19 protein-coding genes are annotated in these 20,391 nt (G+C 70.0%); 14 read left to right on the top strand and 5 right to left on the bottom strand.

Annotation, left to right across the window (positions count from 1 at the left end; translation table 11 throughout):
- Positions 1 to 149: 149 nt before the first annotated feature.
- The 4 genes from SZN_RS05155 to SZN_RS05170 all read left to right on the top strand — a co-directional run bounded on the left by SZN_RS05155 (position 150) and on the right by SZN_RS05170 (position 4,411).
- Positions 150 to 1,484 (top strand): hypothetical protein, encoded by a 1,335-nt coding sequence (locus SZN_RS05155; protein ID WP_425274417.1) that lies wholly within the window; start codon positions 150 to 152, stop codon positions 1,482 to 1,484.
- A 318-nt stretch (positions 1,485 to 1,802) separates the two neighbouring features.
- On the top strand, positions 1,803 to 2,195 hold the full coding sequence (locus tag SZN_RS42315; protein ID WP_007492055.1) for a plasmid mobilization protein: 393 nt from the start codon (positions 1,803 to 1,805) through the stop codon (positions 2,193 to 2,195).
- Positions 2,192 to 3,928, top strand: coding sequence for a relaxase/mobilization nuclease domain-containing protein (locus SZN_RS05165; protein WP_007492057.1), 1,737 nt, complete (start codon positions 2,192 to 2,194; stop codon positions 3,926 to 3,928). Before SZN_RS42315 ends, SZN_RS05165 begins: the two co-directional genes overlap by 4 nt.
- A 102-nt stretch (positions 3,929 to 4,030) precedes the next feature.
- A complete protein-coding gene (locus SZN_RS05170) occupies positions 4,031 to 4,411 on the top strand; it encodes a hypothetical protein (protein WP_007492059.1) in 381 nt (126 codons plus the stop codon).
- A 255-nt stretch (positions 4,412 to 4,666) separates the two neighbouring features.
- Here the strand turns inward: SZN_RS05170 and SZN_RS05175 are convergent, their stop codons facing one another.
- Both SZN_RS05175 and SZN_RS05180 read right to left on the bottom strand, forming a co-directional pair.
- Positions 4,667 to 5,488 carry an SPDY domain-containing protein gene (locus SZN_RS05175; protein ID WP_043728393.1) on the bottom strand — a complete coding sequence of 274 codons (822 nt, stop codon included), beginning with the start codon at positions 5,486 to 5,488 and terminating at the stop codon, positions 4,667 to 4,669.
- Between the two features lie 68 nt (positions 5,489 to 5,556).
- Positions 5,557 to 5,910, bottom strand: a complete 354-nt coding sequence (locus SZN_RS05180) for an SPDY domain-containing protein (RefSeq protein ID WP_007492063.1) — start codon at positions 5,908 to 5,910, stop codon at positions 5,557 to 5,559.
- Positions 5,911 to 6,100: 190 nt separating this feature from the next.
- Between SZN_RS05180 and SZN_RS05185 the strand changes: the two genes are divergently transcribed.
- Entirely contained in the window at positions 6,101 to 6,805 is a 705-nt protein-coding gene (locus SZN_RS05185; protein WP_007492065.1) for a nucleotidyltransferase domain-containing protein, read from the top strand.
- A 48-nt stretch (positions 6,806 to 6,853) separates the two neighbouring features.
- On the opposite strand, the gene SZN_RS05190 is transcribed toward SZN_RS05185, so the two are convergent.
- Both SZN_RS05190 and SZN_RS05195 read right to left on the bottom strand, forming a co-directional pair.
- The gene (locus tag SZN_RS05190; RefSeq protein WP_007492067.1) at positions 6,854 to 7,807 is read right to left on the bottom strand and encodes an FAD-dependent oxidoreductase; all 954 of its coding nucleotides are present in this window, start codon (positions 7,805 to 7,807) and stop codon (positions 6,854 to 6,856) included.
- A gap of 10 nt (positions 7,808 to 7,817) precedes the next feature.
- The gene (locus tag SZN_RS05195) at positions 7,818 to 9,263 is read right to left on the bottom strand and encodes an NsdA family TPR-like regulatory protein (protein ID WP_007492069.1); all 1,446 of its coding nucleotides are present in this window, start codon (positions 9,261 to 9,263) and stop codon (positions 7,818 to 7,820) included.
- Positions 9,264 to 9,508: 245 nt separating this feature from the next.
- Between SZN_RS05195 and SZN_RS38225 the strand changes: the two genes are divergently transcribed.
- Genes SZN_RS38225 through SZN_RS05235 form a run of 9 tightly spaced genes read left to right on the top strand, consistent with a single transcriptional unit; the run spans position 9,509 to position 18,717 of the window.
- Positions 9,509 to 9,991: an ATP-binding protein gene (locus tag SZN_RS38225; protein ID WP_244313295.1), complete on the top strand. Its 483-nt coding sequence runs from the start codon at positions 9,509 to 9,511 to the stop codon at positions 9,989 to 9,991.
- Positions 9,992 to 10,035: 44 nt separating this feature from the next.
- Entirely contained in the window at positions 10,036 to 11,346 is a 1,311-nt protein-coding gene (locus SZN_RS05200) for a glycosyltransferase family 4 protein (RefSeq protein WP_007492076.1), read from the top strand.
- Positions 11,343 to 12,341, top strand: a complete 999-nt coding sequence (locus tag SZN_RS05205) for a D-2-hydroxyacid dehydrogenase (RefSeq protein ID WP_007492077.1) — start codon at positions 11,343 to 11,345, stop codon at positions 12,339 to 12,341. Before SZN_RS05200 ends, SZN_RS05205 begins: the two co-directional genes overlap by 4 nt.
- Before the next feature lie 3 nt (positions 12,342 to 12,344).
- A complete protein-coding gene (locus SZN_RS05210; protein WP_007492079.1) occupies positions 12,345 to 13,454 on the top strand; it encodes a radical SAM protein in 1,110 nt (369 codons plus the stop codon).
- Positions 13,454 to 14,572: a hypothetical protein gene (locus SZN_RS05215; RefSeq protein ID WP_007492081.1), complete on the top strand. Its 1,119-nt coding sequence runs from the start codon at positions 13,454 to 13,456 to the stop codon at positions 14,570 to 14,572. The genes SZN_RS05210 and SZN_RS05215 overlap by 1 nt, the downstream gene beginning before the upstream one ends.
- Positions 14,573 to 14,589: 17 nt before the next feature.
- Positions 14,590 to 15,381: a radical SAM protein gene (locus SZN_RS05220; RefSeq protein ID WP_007492082.1), complete on the top strand. Its 792-nt coding sequence runs from the start codon at positions 14,590 to 14,592 to the stop codon at positions 15,379 to 15,381.
- A 17-nt stretch (positions 15,382 to 15,398) separates the two neighbouring features.
- Positions 15,399 to 17,114: a carbamoyltransferase C-terminal domain-containing protein gene (locus SZN_RS05225; protein ID WP_007492083.1), complete on the top strand. Its 1,716-nt coding sequence runs from the start codon at positions 15,399 to 15,401 to the stop codon at positions 17,112 to 17,114.
- A gap of 5 nt (positions 17,115 to 17,119) precedes the next feature.
- Positions 17,120 to 17,734 carry an HD domain-containing protein gene (locus SZN_RS05230; protein WP_007492084.1) on the top strand — a complete coding sequence of 205 codons (615 nt, stop codon included), beginning with the start codon at positions 17,120 to 17,122 and terminating at the stop codon, positions 17,732 to 17,734.
- A complete protein-coding gene (locus tag SZN_RS05235; RefSeq protein ID WP_007492085.1) occupies positions 17,731 to 18,717 on the top strand; it encodes a glycosyltransferase in 987 nt (328 codons plus the stop codon). Before SZN_RS05230 ends, SZN_RS05235 begins: the two co-directional genes overlap by 4 nt.
- Before the next feature lie 7 nt (positions 18,718 to 18,724).
- On the opposite strand, the gene gltX is transcribed toward SZN_RS05235, so the two are convergent.
- Positions 18,725 to 20,098 (bottom strand): glutamate--tRNA ligase, encoded by a 1,374-nt coding sequence (gene gltX, locus SZN_RS05240; RefSeq protein WP_244313296.1) that lies wholly within the window; start codon positions 20,096 to 20,098, stop codon positions 18,725 to 18,727.
- Between the last annotated feature and the right edge of the window lie 293 nt (positions 20,099 to 20,391).

Raw genomic sequence — 20,391 nt, forward strand, 5'->3', positions numbered from 1 at the left:
CCCTGGCCTTCGTCGCGTACCGGCCGCTCTCACCCCAATCACGGCCCGCGCCGGCCTCTCGCCTCAGGGAGCCGCTCAGCGCACGGCCCCTTCGTCCTACTCTCCCCCACGTCTTGGAGCCCCTCCTGCCTCCTCTCGCCCTCGCTCCCCTGGCTCGGAACAGCGACACGCCGCTCGTCCCCGATGGGGCCACCTCCCCGGTGACCGTTGCACTCCTCATCTCCCCCGTGTTGCTCGGCCCGCTCGCCGGTTGGCTGATCCACCGGCAGCACCGCCGGGCGCCTCGCAGCAACCGCCGGCGAGGGACCATCGCAGTGCCAGTCGCAGCTCTGGCCGCCCTCGGCTGCACCGCCTACAGCGCGGACACCAGCTGGCGGTTCGCCGCCGACTACCTCGACATGGACGGCACCGCAGAGCGCGTCGCAATGTTCGCCGCCGCAGAGCTGGCCCTCTTCGCTACGGCCCTGATGGCCCGGCAGAACCTCAACGGCCCGAAGCAGGCACCCGGCCTGCCCGGCACCCTCACGTGGATCATCACCGCAGTCCAGATCCTGCCCGCCTACGCCGAGTCCGGGCTGGTCGGCGGCACCGTGCGCGCCTTCGTCGGCCCCGTCATGGCCGCGATGCTGTGGCACCTCGCCATGGGCATCGAGCTGCGCCACCGCACCCCCGACGCCGCCTCACGCAGCCTTGCCGCCGTCCTCGTCCGCCAGGCCCGCGAACGACTCCTGGCTCGCCTCGGCATCGCCGACCAGGACGCCGATGCAACCCGCCTAATCCGCGAGCGCGCGCTGAGCGAAGCCGTCGCCCTCATCCTGCGCGCCGAGTCGATGACCGACCGACAGCGCGGCAAGCGACAGCAACGGCGCCTGACGGAACGCCTACACGAGGCCCTGGAGCGGGCCGACGTCGACGGTGACCCGCTCCAGGACGAGCTGCTGCGCAAGCTCGCCACCCGCAAGCAGGCCATCGGCCTTGCCTCCGTCACACTGCCGCCACGCTGGGAGGCCCCGGCCTCCACCCCCGCCCGGGAATCCGGGCGCAGCAGCCCGCGCGCCGGCCGCACGACACAACTGCCTCGGACAGAGGACGCTGCCCGCCCACACCCATCAGACCCGGGCGACGACGAGGCGCCTCCGGCTGCCCGCCCGCAGCCTGCCCGCCCGGTGCCCGGGCTGCCCGCACGGGCAGAAGCCGAAGACGGTCTGGCGCCCACGGGCAACAGCGCGGGCAGCATGTCGGACAGACACGAGCGGAAGGCGGCTGCCCGGAAGAAACGTGACGCCGGCAAAGCCCGCGCCTCCGACGAGGTCATCCTCAATCATGCCCGCCGTATTCACGAGGAGACCGGCAGCGTCGGACGCGACCGGGTCGAGGATGCCCTGCGCGCCGCCGGTTACACCGTGTCCAGCGACGGTGTCGGACGAGTAATCCGCGAGTTCAAGGCCCAGCTCAAGCCCACAGCTGGCGATCCGCTCCGCTGATCCCCCCAGCGCCAGCACTCCCAACCAGCCCCCGACCCGAAGGGCCTCATGCACACACCGCGCCACGAAGACTCCATACCCCACGAGAAATCCCTGCCGACCGCCCCTGCCTCGTCGGGAGCAAGTTGGTGCAGGAGCATCGCTCCCGTCGGGAGCAATGCTCCTGCCTCTCCCGCCCCGGGAGTGGCAGGAGCGGATCGGCACCGGGGGGCGCCGATCGTTGAGGATGCGACCGAGGGCGGATCGCATCCTGAGAGGGAGGAACCGCGCACGTGCCACAGCACCGACTGCGCTCACGCTGCTCCGTCGAAGCCCCGTGTGCAGCAGCGTGAGCGTCTGCGCGACGAGAAGAAACGCGTGCGCCAGCCCAGCTGCCGCATGAACGACGACGAGTACCAACTCCTCGTCCGCGCAGCCGCCGAGTGCCATATGAGCGTCGCCGGGTTCCTTGCCCGCGCGGCTCTCAACGCTGCCCGCGACCTCAACCGCACCGCGGCGGACATCGCGGGTGAGAAAGAGATGCTGCAGGAGCTGTTCGCGCTGCGGCGGCACCTCGGGCAGATCGGCAACAACCTCAACCAGGTAGCCAAAGCGCTGAACTCCGGAGCCGACGCCCCGCAGGCCGCGGCCGTCCTCGCCGCCGTCCAGCGTGCCGCCAAGCGAGTCGACGCCTTCACCCAGCAGCACCTGGAAAACCAGGCGGCTGCGTGATCCCGCGCGTCCACACCAGGGGCAGGCGCACCATCGGCCTGCTCCACTACCTGTACGGGCCCGGCACGCACGAGGAGCACATCGACCCGCACCTGGTGGCCGCCTGGGACGGCCTTGCCCCCGATCCCGGCCGAGACCCCGACGCCACGTACGGCGATCTCCAGCGGCTGCTCGACCAGCCGGTCATGGCCATGCCCGAGAGCCGGCGGCCCGCCGAGCACGTGTGGCACCTGTCGGTACGCGCCACCCCCGAGGACCCGGTCCTGTCGGACGAGCAGTGGGGCGAGATAGCCCGCAGGATGGTCGCCGCCACCGGTATCGCCCCCGACGGCGACGACGCCGCCTGCCGCTGGGCGGCCGTCCGGCACGCCGACGACCACATCCACATCATCGCCACCATCGTCCGCGAGGACGGCCGCCAGGCCCGCCTTCGCCAGGACGGCAAACGCTCCCAGGCCGAAGCCCGCAAGATCGAGAACGACTACGGGCTGCGCCGCCTCCACGCCGGCGACGGCACCGCCGCCCAGCGGCCCACCAGCGCCGAACGCCACAAAGCCCAACGGGAAGACCGCAAGCGCACCGCGCGTGAGGAACTGCGCGAGACCGTACGCCGCGCCGTCGCCGGCACCACCTCCACGGAGGAGTTCTTCGACCGCCTGGCCGCCGCCGGCCTGCTGATCCGCAAGCGCGTCGCGCCCTCCGGCGACCTGCTCGGCTACAAGGTCGCCCTGCCCGACGACCGCAACGGTGAGAAGGAGCCGGTGTTCTACGCGGGCTCCACGCTCGCGCCCGATCTGTCCCTGCCCCGCATCCGTGAACGCTGGGCGCTGCCCGCGGAGGCCGCTTCGGCGGACGGCTCAGGGCGGGAGCAGCCGGTCCTGCCGGACGTGACCGGTCCCGCGTTCGCGCGGCGCCGAGCCTCCGCCGCCACCTGGCAGGCCCTCATGATCATCGATCACGGTGATGACGGCGCGGCAGCTGCCCAGATCGCCGCAGCGGGTGAAGTCCTGGACGCGCTCGCCAAGACCTCCGCCGCCCACACCCGCGCTGAACTCCGCGAAGCGGCCTTCGCATTCGAGCGGGCCAGCCGCTCCCACGTGAGGGCCGTACGCGGGCATGACCGCGCCCTGCGCCAGGCCGCCCGCGACCTCGTCCACAGCGGCCCAGCCCTCGGTCGCGGCGAAGACGGCGCCACCACCGCGATGCTCATCGACATGGCCTTCTTCCTCGCCATCGCCACCGCGAACTGGCACGCGAAGAAGCACCACAGCCAGCAGGCCGCAGCCGCCCGACAAACCGCCGAGCATCTGCGCGCCGCCTACCAGGCCGCCGCGGGGGAGCCCATGGCCGCACTGGGCCAGCGAGGCCAGCGCCTGGCCCCGCGCGTCCGGCAGCGGCAGGCCGACCTTGTTCGCCACGTGCTACCGGAGCTGGCAGAACGGATCCGGGCCGAGGACGGTTGGTCCGCACTGGCCACCACCCTCGACGACGCCCGGAGGGCTGGCCACGACCCGGCAGCTCTGCTGGCTGACGCTGCCCGGCGGCGCGAGCTCGGCACCGCCACCTCCATCAGCGACGTCCTCGTCTGGCGCCTGCGCCGCAGCGCCCACCTGCCCGCCCTACCCGAAAGCTCCCACGAGGCACTCGCCCAAGGCAGTCACCGCCAGAAGCCCTCAGTGCCCAACACGCCGCTGAGGCAGGACACCGCGAACTATTCCGGCCGCCGCCGCTGACCGGAAAGCGACGCAACATAGCCGACGATCGCCGGTTGGGCAAACCGGCGGTTCTCCGGACCATTTATGTCTCACCCGCCCACTCCCAGGAGGAACTCCCGCATGCCCAACACCCAAGCACGACCGGAGATCGTCGTCCTGCTCTGCGACACGGACGTCGAGCGCCGGCTAGAGACCGGCAAGTGGTACCACCTCGACGGGCGCCCGTTCAGCAAGGACGAGCAGAGCCTCATCCGCAAGGTCACTCGCGACGATTTCGCAGAGGCTAGGACGCAGCACAAGCGCTACGAGGACTACCGGCGCACGATGGACGAAGCTCCGGATGCCCTCGACCAGTTTCTGGCCCCGTTCTGGGAGCGGCTCGCCGTGAAGAGGCTCGGCAACGTCGTCGAGCTCATGAATGAGGACGAGCGAGCCGAGCTCGATCACCTCCTCGGGCTCATCGTCGACCCAATCCGCCCCTTCACCCCCTACGCCTTCTGACCCTGGACCCCGCGCCGATACGTACCCAACGCGCTGGTGACCGACTCCAAAGACCGATCCGGCATCTGACACAGAGGCGTGTGCGTCCCATGCGATAGCCGGTAGGACTCGTCACGCCGAACGAAGCACCAGGCATGGAGGCGGACCGCTCTCAACAACCTCAGACCGTGACGCACGAGGACGCCGACCAGGGCACAGCAGCATGAAGCCGGGCCTCCCCGAGGGGAGGCCCGGCTTCTATGTGTTGGATGGCCCTCAGCCGGCTGGAGCGCGCAGGAGCCGGTCATGGGTGCTCTCCGGCACCACCCGACGCAGCACCGGTGCGCTGGAACTGAGGGAATCGGCGAAGGCGGCGACGAGGTCGTGCGGCACGCTGGGGCCGAAGGACGCCGCCCACAGGTAGCCCGCTCCGAGCACCGGCTCCGCCCACGCCTGCCACCCAGCCATGGCCGCCTCGTCCGCCTCAGCCACCAGCGCGAGTGGCTCGCCATCCTGGATGAGGGGCGGCACCTCGCCGAGGCGGACGTGGGAGGCGAACGTCGGGTCCACCGCTCCCGTGCCGGGCTGGTCTACGTCACGCAGCCACCCGTGCGCCGTAACCGCGTCGAGGACCACCTCGGGGCCACCGAGCGGCATGGCCGGCTGATCGCGGGCGTCGAGCGCGTCGAGGAAGGTGCCGAGGACCTCTCCCGGCACATCGGGGGTGAAGTAGGCCAACCACTGGGCGAGCGGGCTGCTCGGGTCCGAACGAGCGGACACCTGCCAGGCGATCGGCAGGTTCCCCAGGTGGAACGGCTCGTCCGGCAAGACCCACTGCGCCCACCGCAGGGAGTCGGGACTGATGTGCAGGACGGTGCTGCGCAGGACCTGTCGGTCCTCCAGCGCCTCGTCCGGCTGCTGGCGCCCGCGGACGATCGTCAGGCTCGTCCAGCCGAGGCCGGCGAGCGTATCGGCGACAGCGTCGTACAGACGCCCGTCGTCACCGGCCAGGTGCCGTGGACCGACCCAGTACGCGGACGGGACGTTCGTCGGGCTGGGTGGGCCGATCGGGAAGTCGGGATGCAGGTACCCCTCCAAGAGCTTGGTGATTTTGATGCCGCTAGCGCGGACGTCGAGGGTGCCCGAGGGGCTGGAGCCTCTGGCAGTCACAACTGCTGGGACGTCTCCAGTACGTGAGCAACAGCGGCGGCGACGACATCGGCCGGCGTCTCGGTGTCGAAGGACATCTGGTAGCCGCGCACCTTGGCCGTACCGGTGACGGCGATCTTCCATCCCTCGCCGTCGGTGCCAGGGCGCCCGAGCGGGAACCATCCAAGGTAGAAGCGACCGTCCTTCGAATTGACGTGTACGTCCGCGCGGTCGTCCACGACCAGGTGGAAGTCGTCGGCGGAGAACTGATCTATCACGAGCGTGGCCTGGCCCGGACCGAGCAGCCACTCGCGCAGCCGCAGGGCCTCAACAGTGGTGGAAAATCCGGGCCCCTGGGGCGCCGCAGTCACAGACAATCACCTCTCTGACCTGGGTGCTTCGCGAGAAGGTCGTCCAGGTTCACATGCCGCTGCCGCATTGGCCAGTCATTCGTGGATCTTCGCTGTCTGCCCCCGGCGAACTGAGACGCAGAGGGCGAGACATCGCAGTCGCACAGAGAAAGAGCGTGCGCGCGGCGGGGACAGTGCTGATAGTTGCCGCATGGATGCGATCGAGGCCGCACGCGCTGTCGTAGAGGAACATCACCCCGAAGCACGAGCCGCGTTCCTGGGCGGCAGCGTCGTGACCGGCCGCCGAACGGCCACTTCGGACCTCGACGTCGTGGTCCTGCTCCACGGCGCCCCAGCCCCCTACCGGGCGAGCCTCCAGTACGCCGACTGGCCAGTGGAGATGTTCGTTCACACCGAGGCGACGTGGCACGCCTACGTCGAAAGGGAGCTGCGCAAGCGCCGGTCACCGCTGCTGTGGATGTGTGCCGACGGGCTGCTGCTCTTCGACACCGACGGACTCGGAGCCCGCCTCGCCGCACAGGCCCGGAAGCTGACCGCCGCCGGACCACCCCCGGTGTCGTCGGAAGAGATCGACGACCGCCGCTACGCGATCACCGACCTCCTCGACGACCTCGCGGGAAGCGACGACCAGAGCGAGCGGCTGTTCATCGCGACCGAACTGGTGCGACGCACCGGTGAGCTGGCACTGGCCGTTGGCGGTTCGTGGGATGGCGGTGGGAAGTGGCTGGCACGCCGCCTTGAGACAACCGCGCCAGGGGTCAGCACACGCCTCCACCACGGCCTACAGGAGGTACTGGACGGGAGAGTCGAGACCCTCGAGGCCGTCGTGGACGAGGTGCTCGGGCAGACCGGTGGCCGGTTGTGGTTCGGCTACAAGCGTGTCGGGGCGCCCTGAGCGATCCCGCGCTGCGGACGTCGCAACGTCTATTCCTCCACGTGCAGATCACGCGATCGACAGCAAATCCCGAGTCTCCTCGGCGCACCCCCACGACAGCGTGACGCCAGCACCTCCGTGCCCGTAGTTGTGCACGACCACGGTGCCGTCCTCCCCCACCTCTTCCTCCACACGGACCCTGGCGCGGGTCGGTCGAGCGCCGACCCGGTGCTCCAGGACACGGGCCTGGGCGAGTCGGGGCTCGACCTCGGCACAGCGGGCGAAGATACCGGCCGCCGCCTTGTCATCGGGGGCCAGATCGCCCTCGCCGTCGATCGCTGTGCCGCCCAGGACGACGGTGTCGCCGTGAGGATAGAAGCACAGCAGATTGGGCGAGAGACCGGCGTCCTCGGAGAAGAACTCGGTCAGCCCGGGGTTGGTCACGACGACGTGCTGGCCGCGGATGGGCCGGAGGCCAGGGTCCGGAACCAGGTCGCGTGCGCCAAGGCCCGCGCAGTTGACGATCACCGAAGCCGGACCGACGTCCGATAGCGAAGTCAGCCGTCGCCGCTCGACCACACCCCGGGCATCGCGGAGCCGGCGCAGGAGGTAGTCGAGGTAGGTGGGCATGTCGATCAGTGGCACGCTGAACCGGTAGCCCGCGGTGAACCCGGCCGGGAGTTCGGCCCGCTCGCACGGTCGGAAACCCGGCAAAGTGGTGGCCCAGTCCGGCGCGGCTTCGGCCGTACGGGACGCCTCGATGCCACTGGTGAGCCGAACGCCCGTCGTCGGGTCCTGGGCCAGCTCCCGGAAGATCTCCAAGGACTGTTGTCCCCACTGGTCGACCTTGTCCTTCGGCTCGACCAGGTAAAGCCCCCACATCGCCCCGGCCGCCAGCGACGTGACACCAGGCACCTGCTCGGCGATCACGTATACCGAAGCCCCGGCCTCGGCGAGAACGACGGCCGTGGTGAGCCCAGCCACCCCAGCCCCGACAATGACAACGCGCTCCCCTGCGGTCATGAACCTGACCCTAACGGCCGGGTTGCGTTGATGGGGCGTGTTGGGCGAGGGCGTTCTCCAAGGCTGGCAGGAAGCCGCGCACGTGAGGGTTGCGCTGTCGGCGGCGGAGGTCGGCGGCAAGCTGGTGGAGCAGCGCCGCGCTGCGAGGCGAGCGGACGGCATCAAGGCGGTCGGCGGCGATCTGACCGATCTCGCAGGCTGCCTCCAGGTCTCCGTGCGCGCTGTGTCCCAGGGCCAGCCAGGCTCCCTCGAACATGGCTCGGCGCTGGCTGGGGTCGCCGCGCGGGACGTCGTACGCCCCGGATCTCAGCATCTCGGTCCCTTGGGCGAGGAAGCGGCGGCTCTTCTTTCCGCTCTCCGTCTTCTGCTGTGCACGACCCATCTGGATGAGGCCGTAACCGGCCTGACAGTCCAGGTGGTTGTCGGTAAGGAAATACATCCAGCGGGGCTCTTCTTGTCCGCCGTCCCGCCTTGCGATCAGTTCGCGGGCAGCGCCACGAGTGTGGGCGAAGTCGTTGTCACGGCCGGCGGCGGCGTACGCGTAGGCAAGCCGGGACAGGACGGACGCCCGGACGGCCAGCGGGGCGGCGTCACTCGCACGGCGGGCGGCCTCTCCGAGAGCGATGGCGTCCGCGGGGTGTCCTCGACTCGCCGCCTGGAAGGAGAGGTCGCCCAGGATATGGGCGCACAGGGGAAGATCGTTTACCTGATGCGCGGCCCGGAGCGCCGTGACGAAGTAGCGCTGCGCCAGTCCGTGATCGGCCGCGTCGAAGGCCATCCAGCCGGCCAGCTGGCCGATCTCCGCGAGCGCGCGGATCAGACGGCTCGCGACAGCTGGAGAGTGGCGGCCTTCGCGAATCAGCAGCCCGACAGCCCGGAACTGTGCTCCGACGTAAGGCAGATGACGTGCCCCTCCGTGCTCGTCGTCGAGCAACTGGAGCATGGGAAGGTGCTGCTCGACCTGGTCCACGAGCGGGTCGGTGCCGAGCGACGACGTCATTCGGGGCGTGTACTGACCGCGTCCCGCGGTACCGTCGAGGTACTGGGCGACGATCGCGAGGAGTCCCGCGCCCGAGATCGCGAGGAACCGGCGACGGTCGACGAGCCCTCCCATCACCCAGTCCTCCACGATCGCCTCCATGCCCTGCGCGGTCCAAGGCCGCGCGAGATCCGTGTCCGCGGGGACCAGCGCTGACGAGTCGCCCACACGGCCCTGCCACAGTTCGGCCACCGAGACATTCCTACCCAGCTCCTGGGAGAGCACGTAGGCGGCCATCATCGGCAATGGCGAGCGCGGCAGGGAGCCGGCGTCCCGCCAGTGGTACGGCGCCGACTCGGCCACCGTCCCCGCGCCGAAGACCCGGTTGAGCTTGCGAGCGAGCGCCTTCGGGCTCCACCCGAGTTCGTCGAGGCACCCCGCCAGTACGACATTGGGCTCGCCTGTCTGCGGTGCCACGTGCGACCGCCCTTCGCTCCAGTGGTTCGTCCATCACTTCACGGGCCCCATGGTGATGCCCCTGGACGGGCGATTCACCACCGTCGCATGGAAGTTGACCGAGTTGACCCACTGATCGGGTCCTGTCTGACCGTCCCTCTGGTGTGTTCTTGGATCCCGGCGGAGGCGCCCGTCTTCCGAGCCGACGGAGAAAGAGGTGGGCCTTGAGACAGCAAACGAGCACCTCCCCAGGTCGACCGGGCGGTGTGCTGGACCGTGACGCCGGACGACCAACCTCCGCCCCCAGAAGCGGGCTTGTCGCTGGAGACGGCACGACCACCCTGATCACGGATCTGCCGTACGGACCGAAAGCGGCCGAGGTCGCCCGGGACGCCGTGACGCTGGCACTGCGTGGCACTGAGACGGACGTACTTGCCGATGCCCGCCTGATCGGGTCGGAGCTCGCGACGAACGCCTTCGTCTCGGGCAGTCCGCCGTTGGTTCTGTGCGTCGACCGCAGGAGTCTGGCCAGTGGCGGCCTGGAGGTCGAGATCACCGTCACCGACGGCGGCTGTTCCCGACCCGCGCCTGCTACTCCTACCGCTCCTGAAGAGCAGGCCGAATCAGGACGGGGACTGGTCATCGTCGATGCCTTGGCCGACGCCTGGTCGCTGACCACTGGCACCCACGGCTCTCGTGCCTGGTGCCGGCTCGCCCACAGGCCGCGCTCTTCGTCCGCAGGCGCCTGATGTCCATGCCTGCCCAAGCCCGTCCTCCAAGGAGGCACCACACAGTGCGCATCGACCATGCGACTGCCCCACCCTCACCCACGGCTGTACCGGAGGCCGATCGCCAGCCCAGGGTCGTCGTCGCTCTCCACGAGGGCTTCTACGGCGCGGAGTCGGGCACCGGCTTCAGCAACCGCGCCTTCCTCACGGCACTGGCCCGGCTCCTGCCGGCAGGCCGCCTCTCAGTGATCACGCCGCACGTGCCCGAGAGCGCGAGAGCGCACGATCAGCGGTGGGCCGGCGAGGTGCGGCAGATGCTGCGACAGGCCGCAGCCGAGGTCATCACGATCCCGAAGGTCAACGCGCCGCCGGACTCGGTCCGCGGCTCGGTTCAGCTGTGCGACCTGGCTGGCGAGGCGGCCATCCGCATCGCCGCGCGGGCGGGCCGGTGCCTCCTCGTCGGCCTCGACATCCCGTTCCTCGGGCTCGCGCCCTACACGTCGCCGACCACGGACCTGCTGCTCGTGCCCCGCTCCACGACCGCGCTGACGCGGCCTAAGGACGTCTCCCGCGTCCGCTGGGAGCGGGACGCCCTGCGGGCGGCGACACTCCGAGGTGCGCGCGTCGGGGCTATCTCCTCCCACATGCGAGGCCACCTCGTCGTCAACTACGCCGTCCCTCGGTCGAGCATCGTGAGCATCCCTAACGGGCTGATCCGTGAGGAGATGGTCAGGCCGGCCACGGCTCTGCCGCTGCCTTTCAAGGCCCGCGCCGGGTTCCTTCTCGCCATGGGCCGCGCAGTCCCGACGAAAGGCTTCGAAGATCTCCTGGAGGCGTTGCGCCTGCTGAAGGAACGCGGTGTCCCCGTTCCTCACCTGATGCTGGCTGCCGTTACCTCGGAGAAACACCAGCATCTCTCCTCGTACCAGCAGGACCTGGCGGCACACATCCGCGCGCACGGCCTGGACGCGACTCTGATCAATCGCTTCACCCCCGCGATCCGTGCCTGGCTGCACAGCCCGGCCCTGCGCGCTGTCATCGTTCCCTCTCGCGAGGAACCCTTCGGCCGGATACCCCTGGAGGCGTTCGCAGCCGGTGCGGGCCCGGTGGTCGCGACCACGGCCGGCGGCCTGGCACAGACCGTCATCGACGGCGAGACCGGCTTCACGGCCGCACCGCAAGACCCCAGGTCCCTGGCCTCCGCCCTGCACCGGGCCCTGACCGTCCTGCCCCGAGAACGCGATCGGCTCCGGAGCGCCGGGGCGGCCCTGGTGCGCTCCCGCCACGACTACGAGGCCAGCGTCGGTTCCGTCATGGACCGCATCGCCCCTTGGACGCTGGCGCGGTCAGCCACCGCGGAGGGCCGCCTGCGATGAGACAGCCGGTGGTGCTGATCAGTCTGGAGTCCCCGCACTCCTTCTGGCGGCTGTCCTCCGAGCACGAGCGTGCGCTGTCCGCCGCCTTCCCCGGCCTCAAGTTCCGCAGGGCGACCGAGGAGGCCGTGCCGCACCAGTTGGCTGACGCACACGTCTACTTCGGGTGGCGATTCGCCCCCTCGTGGCTGTTCGCCGCGCCACATCTGAAGTGGATCGCTTCCCCGTCCGCCGGCACCGACCATCTGCCGGTCGCCGAGGCGCACTCCGTCGGGGTGGCCCTGACCCGCTCCTACGGCTTCCACGGCAGGCCCATGGCCGAGCACGCCATGGGCCTGGTCCTGGGCTTCTCCCGCGGGCTGTTCACCAGCCAGCGCGTCCAGCGGAACCGTGCCTGGTGGAAGGACGACTTGGCCGAGGAGTTCTTCGACCTGGCCGGGGCGACGATGACCATCGTCGGCTGCGGCAGCGTAGGACGCCACCTCACCCAGGCCGCTCGGGCCTTCGGCATGAACGTCATCGGAGTGCGCCGGACACCACCTGCGGCTTCCGAGGGCGGGATCACATGGGTGCACACGACGGCAGTGCACCAGGCGGTGTCCATCGCCGACGTAGTGGTCAATCTGCTGCCCGCGACCCCGGCGACGGATCGCTACTTCGACCACAACCTCTTCTCGGCGTGCAAACCCCGCTCTCTCTTCCTCAACCTCGGCCGCTCGGCAACCGTCGACCATTCGGCCCTCCTGGCCTCCCTCGACACCGGCCACCTGCGCGGCGCGGCCCTGGACGTGTTCGATCCGAAACCGCTGCCCGCCCGCCATCCGCTGCGGCTCCACCCCCGGGTCGTACTCACCCCGAAAAGCTCGGTGTTCTGCCGCGCGTACATGAACGAGGCGGTCGCGTTCTTCGCCGACAACCTGCACCGCTACCTCTCGGGCCAGCCCCTCAACGGCCTGGCCGAGGCGCCCGCCACCCGCTCTCCGCTCGTAGGAGGCTGACCAATGCCCACCGCAGACCACGACGACCTGGCCGCCGCCTTCGCCGCCGCAGGCCGCAACCACCCCTACCTGGCCTTCACCCTGAACTCGCTGTGCAACCTGGACTGCGTGTTCTGCAAGCCCCGGTGCATGCCGGACTACGGGCACAAGGACCGGCCCCTGACCGCCTCCGACTACGCGGCCATCGCCACCGAGGCCGGGGCCTGGGAGATCAGGAAGGCGCACTGCTCCGGCGGTGAACCGACCCTCCGAGCCGACATCCTCGACGTCATCGCGGGGCTCGCCGACGGCCTCGGGCCCGACGCCGCGATCGGCATGACCAGCCACGGCAACCTGCGCCGGGGGCTGTGCGTCGAACAGCTCCACGACGCCGGCCTGACCTACCTCAACCTCAGCCTCCACAGCCTCGACCCGGCGCGGTCCGCCGCGATCATGGGCGGGGGCGACCCGCGCACCACCCGGAGCACCCTCGACGCCGCCCTCTCCCTCGGCCTGCGAGTGAAGATCAACTGCGTTCTTCAGCGCACCTCCCTGGACGACGCCTTCGCCGTGGCCGAACTCGCCCGCGACCTGCCCGTCGCCGTCCGCCTGATCGAACTCCAGAACATCGGCCCCGCCCAAGCGCTCTTCGACACCGAGTTCATTACCGAGGCAGAGGTCCGCGACCGTCTCCACGAGTGGTTCGCTGACGCCGGCGAAGTCCCCCGGGACCAGCTGGGCGTCCGCAGCCCCGGTCAGTACCTTCGTCCCGACGGGTGGGCAGGGTCGATCGGCTTCATCTCCAACTCCAGCTGTGCCACCTGCTCCGACGCCAACCGGATCAAGATCACGCCCACCGGAGTAGCGCGACCCTGCATCCTGCACAACCGCGACATCCCCCTGAAGCCCCACCTCGCCGGCGGCACCCTCGGCGACGCCTTCGCTCACCTCTTCCAGGCCATGCTCGACCGCAACACCAACGACGCCTGGCAGGGCTTCCACTATGTCGACTACGACCTGCGCTGGGACCGGATGGAGCGCCCTGAAGGCACCCCGGTCCTGCCCCTGCTGCCCGTCCTCCCCACGGGGGCGGCTGGCCCCTCCTGCGCCCGCGCCTCCACCGGGGAGCGGTGATGGTCGTGGTCGACGCGCCGCCTCTCTACCAGGGACTCGGCGTTCTGTACGAAGGCGAGCTGGACGCTCACGGCGTCGGGGCTGTGATGCTCACCCACAAGTGGCAGCCGGCCGACCTGCTGGCTCCGCACTCCGACATCGACGTACGCGTCATCCTGCGCCAGGCACCTGCGGACTGGGAAGAGTGGAACCACCGCCTGGCCGCCGCACACACCGCCGCAGTCGACCGGGAAGTCTTCCATCGACGTCTCCTGGAGCACCCGCCCGGCTTCGCTTTCACCGTGACCGAGACGGACGGGAGACTCGTCTCCGCGCCCGAACTCGCGACCTGGTCACTGATCAGCGGCAGCGCGCGGGACTTCCAACGCTGGAAGTCCCGGGCCCAGATGGCGCCCTGGTGCGAGGTCGATGAGCGGTTCTACCGGAGGATCCTCCAGGCTCGGATGGGCGGCCGATATCAGCTGGCCGCGGACAGCACGGACAACGTGGTCGAGGACATCGCCGCGTACCGACGCCACTGCGTGGCGTGGCACTACCTCGCCCCGTGCTGGTTCGCCGCCGCCGCACTCGCGACCCGGACCCGCTGCCCCGGAAAGACGGCGGCCCTCACCCAGTGGCGGCCGGAGGGACTGGACGGATACGCCGAGCTGTTCCTCCGGCACTCAGAGAACCGCGCCGATGTCCGACCGCGGAGCCCGCGCCACCTGCTCCGCGCGGCCCATGTAGCTCTGGAGGCGGCCATGCGCCGCGTTCCTGACGGGGGCCGCCCAGACGGCCAGGGGCAGGAGCACGCTCGTACTGACTGGGTGATGACGTCCGGCATGCTCCGTGTACGCGTCGCCCGCTGGCTGTACTACCTCGATCCGCCGCCAGGCATGGCGACCGAGTACCTGATCCGGCGGGAGGCGAAGGAACTCCGCTCCGCTGCGCAAATGCTGACCGTGCTCGCGGCAGACGAGGCGACTGCCGCCCAGCGGCTGGCCACCCGGATGGCGGCGCTGATCCCCACTGGACCCACCACCGCCGGCACCCTGCGCGCGACCCTCGCGCGCTGGCACCAGCAGAAGACCACCGTCCAGGACTTCCTCAGCCTCACGCCCGACGACGTCCACCTCTGACCCAAGGAGTCTCGCCAATGCCCCCGCGTGCGCCTGTGCCCCGCACCCTCAAAACGGCCAAGGTAAAGATCACCACGAAGTGCAATCGGCACTGCGACTTCTGCATCTTCGCCGACGGTGCCCAGGGCGAGAACATGTCCCTGGATCTGTTCTCCACCATCCTGACCCGGCTGGAGACCGTCCCCTTCCAGCAGCTGCACATCAACGGCGGCGAACCCACCGTGCACCGGGACTTCCCGGCACTCAGCGACGTCGCCCGCTCGCGACTGCCGGACAAGGTCATGGTCCTGGGTACGAACGCCATCACACTGGCTCGCAACCAGCCGATCATGGAGGCGACCCTCCGCTCGTACGACCAGATCCTCATCGGCTGCGACGATGAGCACGGGAACTACGACGAGGTGCACGCCGTCGTGCCCCGCCTCCGCGAAGCAGGCAAGACCGTGGTCGTCAACAGTGTCCTGGAAGGCATCAGTGCCACCCGGCTCACGCAGCTCGGGGCGCTGTGCGAGAAGTACGGTGCCGTCCACGTCACCAACCACGTGCACCACGTCGACGTCGGCCAGCCCGCGAACGAGCTGCGTGGCCTCTGCGACCGTTACCTCGACCAGCACCTGATGATCGAGATGGACGGGTCCTGCTACCGCTGCTTCAACGCCATGGCGAAGGACGACAGCGAGTTCAGCATCTGGGACGAGGACTTCGCGGCCAAGGTGTTCGCGCCCCGGGGGCACCACTTCCGGTTCTGCCTGCGCTGCCACGAGTACACCGACTCCGGCGCCGCACTCGTCCCCGCCCTCATCGTCTGATCGGGAGGTACACCACCATGCCCGCAGTCCTCGGACTGAACTTCCACCACGACACGGCCGCCGCGTTAGTCGTCGACGGCCGCGTCTACGCCACCGAAGAGGAGCGCTGGAGCGGCGTCAAGCACAACCACCCCACCCGCAAGGGCACGCTCACCGCCCCGACCCGCGCGCTCCAGTGGTGCCTGGAGGCCGCCGGCATCGAACCGGAGGACATGGACGCCGTCTGGGCCGCCTCCATGCGTCCCAACCCTGCGGCCGGCTGGTGGCTGGCCGAGGAGCGGGAGGAACTCGCCGCCCTCCTGCCCGCCCCGCTCGGCGAACACCTCCGCCTCCTCTCCCACCACACGGCCCACGTGCTCTCCGGCTACCTGCTCTCCGGGCACGAGCACGCCGCGGGCCTCGTCATCGACGCCGGCGGCTCTTCCCTGGGCTCCGACTTCGGACCGGGCCGCGAGCGCATCACCGGGTACGACCTGTGGTCCGATCGCATCGACCGCCTCCACCAGGGAATGCCCGCCATCGTGCCGGGCCCGGTCGGGCCCCGGCGGGTCCACTCCTCCCTCGGGCACTTTTACCGGAACCTCGCCCGGCGGGTGATCCCACCCGGCGACGAGCCCGAAGGCAGCATGATGGCGCTCGCGGCCTTCGGCGATCCTCAGCGCTACGGAACACACATCCGCGAACTGGTCCGGCTCGGCGACGAGGGCGAGGTCCGCATCGACCACCCGTGGGGTTCCGCGGACAGCAGCACACCGCTGCTCCTGGATGGACGGGCGTGGACCGCCGACAACGTCGCGGAGCAGCCGGAACACAAGCGTGCCGACCTGGCCGCCGCCGTCCAGGAGGTCTTCGCCGAATCGGTCGTCCACATCGCCCGCCACCTGCAACGACTCACTCGGGCCTCAGCGTTGGTGTTCTCGGGCGGATGCGCACTGAACTCCCACCTCAACGGCCAGCTGGCCGCCGACAGCGGCTTCGATACCCTCTTCGTCGCGCCCGCCCCGCACGACGCTGGCACAGCCGTGGGCGCCGCGCTCTACGGCTGGCACTACCAGCTCGGGCAGGACCGCCTGCCTGTTCCCACCGACGCTGCCTGGGGACCCAACCCAGGCACGCTGCCCACGACAACGGTGCCGCCCGGCTATCACGCCTTGCCCCACCTCGGGCTCGGACTGCCAGCCACAGTGGCGGCACTGCTCGCCGAGCACCGCATCGTCGGCTGGGTGCAGGGACAGCTCGAATTCGGGCCGCGTGCCCTCGGCCATCGCTCGATCCTCGCCCACCCCGGTCCCGCCGCCACGAGGGACCGACTCAACGCGATCAAGAAGCGAGCCGCGTACCGCCCGTTCGCGCCAGCCGTCCTCGCCGAGCACGCCACGGAATGGTTCATGTCGGCGGGCGACCCCTTCATGAACCGCGTCGCCACGGTCCGACGGTGCCGAGCCGACCGAGTCGCAGCGGTCACCCACCACGACGGCACCGCCCGCGTCCAGTCCGTCGCCGCCGACCACCAGGGCCTGCGCGATCTCCTTGAGCAGTTCCGCGACCTCACCGGACTGCCCCTGCTGCTCAACACATCCTTCAACCGCAAAGGCGCCCCGATCCTGCGGACCGCTGAGCAGGCCGTGGCAGCGGCGGTGGAACTGCGCCTCGACGCCCTCGCCGTCGGGGACACCTTGCTGCTCGCCGACCACGTCCCCGATCCCCGTGCCGCGTCCCTTCGTACGAGGTGAGGCGAATGGACCCCATCGATCTCGACCACATCCTGACCGTGCTCGGTGCCGCCGCGTGGAGCCCGGACGAGCAGTCCCGCGCCCGTGTGGCCGCCGACCTCGCCCTCACGGTCTACGACGGCCACACCCGCGACCAGGGCACCCCTTACCTGGAGCACCCGCTGGCCGTCGTCAGGCTCCTGCGAACGGAGATCGGCGTCCGCCGCCCGGTGCCCCTCCTCCTCGCCCTTCTCCATGACGCCTTGGAGGTGGCCCCTGAGTCGGAGGCACTGCTCGTCCATCACCTCGGCGGCCCGTTCACCGCCCGCCTGCGTGCCATGACGGCCGACCACCGCCTCGAGCAGCGCACGAAGTCCGTCGGCGACGAGACCCGCTGGCGCGCGAAGCAGGCCGCGCTCCCGCCCGAGGACCTCCTTGTCCGGCTCGCCGACCGCCTGCACAACCTGCGCGACCTCGCCGCGTCCCCGAACCTCGACCGGCACCGACGGTTCCTCCAGACCCTGGGCGATTTCCACCTCCCCCTCGCCAACGCCGCCCGCGACCTCGGCCCCCATCTGGAGACCATGCATGCGCGACTGCACGCCGAGTACGTCCACCACATACAGGAGGTACGTCCGTGAAACGGGTCGTCTACTCGATGGAGCCGGTCGGCCGGACCGGCGGCCGGGTCTACCTACGGATGCTCCACGAGGTGACGGCCGACGACGTGGAATGGCGCACCGTCCCGGACCACAAGCGGACCTACCGGGTCCGCCGCTGGCGCAAGCTCCGCCACCTCGCCCGCCTGGCCCCTTCCATACGGGCGCTGCACGGCACCACCGGCACCTTCGTGTGGGACGACCTGAGCCTGCTGCTGTTCACACCCGAGATGCGCGCCCGCACGGTGTTCCTCCTGCACCACTACGAACCGCTCCAACACGACTCCGCCCCCATCGAGGCCATGCTCTGGGAGAGGCTGTTCCGCGTTCTGCCGCAGTGCGCCGCCGTGGTGTGCGTCGCCCCGTACTGGGCCGACCAGCTTCGCGCCCGAGGCGTCCGCAACGTACAGGTGATCTACAACGCCTTCGACATGGCCGAGGTGGAGCAGGCACGCGGTTACGACCGGGCCGAGTGCCGCGCAGAGTTCGGCCTGCCACCCGACGTGATCGGCGTCTACGCGGGCAAGGCCGTGCACTGGAAGGGAACCGAGGAGGTCTCGGCAGCCCTGGCCGGCGTTCCCGGTCTGCGGGTGATCACCAGCGGCAGCAACACCATCGGCCTCGACAGCGCGCACTACGACGTCGAGCGCGAGCGGTACCTGCGTCTGCTGCGCGCCTGTGACGTCGGTGTCTTCCTCCCGCGGATGCGGGAGGGCTGGAGCCGCGGCGCCGCCGAGGCTTTACTCCTCGGCCTGCCCTGCCTCATCCGCCCGGTGGCCGGCCTGGGCGACCTCGCCGCGCTGGCCGGCCAGCCGGTCCCGGACCTCCGCCGCCTCCCGGCACAGGTCCGGCAGCGCGCGGAGACACGCCCCACCGAGGCCAAGGCCGCGTACGAGGCCCTGGCCCGGTTCGACCTGAACTACTTCGGCGACGCCTGGGGCAACCTCCTGGCGCAGGTCACCTGACCAGCGGCTAAGCCTGCGCGGCCAGCTTCTTGCTGGCGGCGTCCAGACGGGCCAGCACGCGGTCCCGGCCGAGCAACTCCATGGACTCGAACAGCGGGAGTCCGATCGTCCGGCCGGTGACCGCGACCCGGATGGGTGCCTGGGCCTTGCCCAGCTTCAGCCCGTGCTTCTCCCCGACGGCGAGCAGGACGGCCTTCAGGTCGTCCGCCTTCCAGTCCGCGACGTCGGCCAGCTCGGCGCGGGCGTCCGACAGGATGTCGCCGGCGCCCGCCTTCATCGCCTTGTTCCACGACGCCTCGTCCTCGACCGGCTCGTCGAGGAACAGGAAGTCCACATAGCTGGTGATCTCGGAAAGCAGCGCCAGCCGGGTCTGGGCCAGGGAAGCCGCCGCCTCGAAGACGTCCTTGTCGAACGCCTCCGGCCGCCACGGCGCGTACGGGGCGACGAGCCACGGCGCGCAGGCGGCGGCGAACTGCTCCGGTGACAGGGCGCGGATGTACTCGCCGTTGAACGCCGTCAGCTTCTTCACGTCGAAGAAGGCCGGCGCGGTGTTGACGTCCTCGATCCGGAAGAGCTGCTCCAGCTCCTCGTACGGCCGGATCTCCTGGTCGTCGCCCGGGCCCCAGCCGAGGAGCATGAGGTAGTTCACCATCGCCTCGGGCAGGAAGCCCTCGGCGAGGTAGCCCTCCAGCGCCACCTTGTCCCGGCGCTTGGACAGCTTCTGCCGCTTCTCGTTCACGATCACCGGCAGGTGCGCCCACACGGGCGGCTTGGCTCCGAGCGCCTCCCACAGCAGCTGCTGCTTCGGGGTGTTCGACAGGTGCTCCTCGCCCCGGATGACCTGCGTGATTCCCTTATCCAGGTCATCCACGACGTTGGCGATCAGAAATACCGGGGACCCGTCGCCACGGGCGATCACGAAGTCCTCGATCGCGCTGTTCGGGAACGCCGGCTCCCCGCGGACCAGGTCGACCACGACGGTCTCACCCTCATCCGGCGTCCGGAACCGCAGCGCCCGCCTCTCCTCAAAGGCCAGCCCCCGGTCCCGGCAGAACCCGTCGTACCCGAGGTGCTCCGACCCCGTGCGCTCCTTCAGCTGCTCCCGGGTGCAGTCGCAGTAGTACGCCCGGCCGGCCGCGAAGAGCTGCTGAGCCGCTTCCCGGTGCCGGTCGGCGTTGTGCGACTGGAAGTACGGCCCCTCGAAGGCCGGGTCCTCGCCATGGATGCCGATCGCCGCGAGCGCGCTGATGATGCCCTCGGTCCACTCCGGCTTGTTCCGGGCCGCGTCGGTGTCCTCGATCCGCAGCACGAACCTGCCGCCGGACTGTCGCGCCACCGCCCAGTTGTAGAGAGCGGACCGTGCACCACCAACATGGAACATGCCGGTCGGGGATGGGGCGAAACGAACGCGAACCGGGGCAGTAGACATGCGCTCCAGGGTACCGACGTCGGACCTACGCCTCGGACCACTCGCCCTACCCCCGCACCGATGTTTTTGTCGGCGGTCTCTGAACCTGAACCCCTTTGGGGTCGGTGAGTTTTGACCCCCGTGTCCAGTTGTTCAACCGGTTGCCGCGCCCGGTGTGCGGCCGATGTCTCGGTCTTTGAGCCCGGTAGGAGTCTCCCTCCAAGGAGAGCACATCGGCGTGGTGGACGAGGCGGTCGATCATGGTT

The organism is Streptomyces zinciresistens K42, assembly GCF_000225525.1.
GTDB lineage: Bacteria > Actinomycetota > Actinomycetes > Streptomycetales > Streptomycetaceae > Streptomyces > Streptomyces zinciresistens.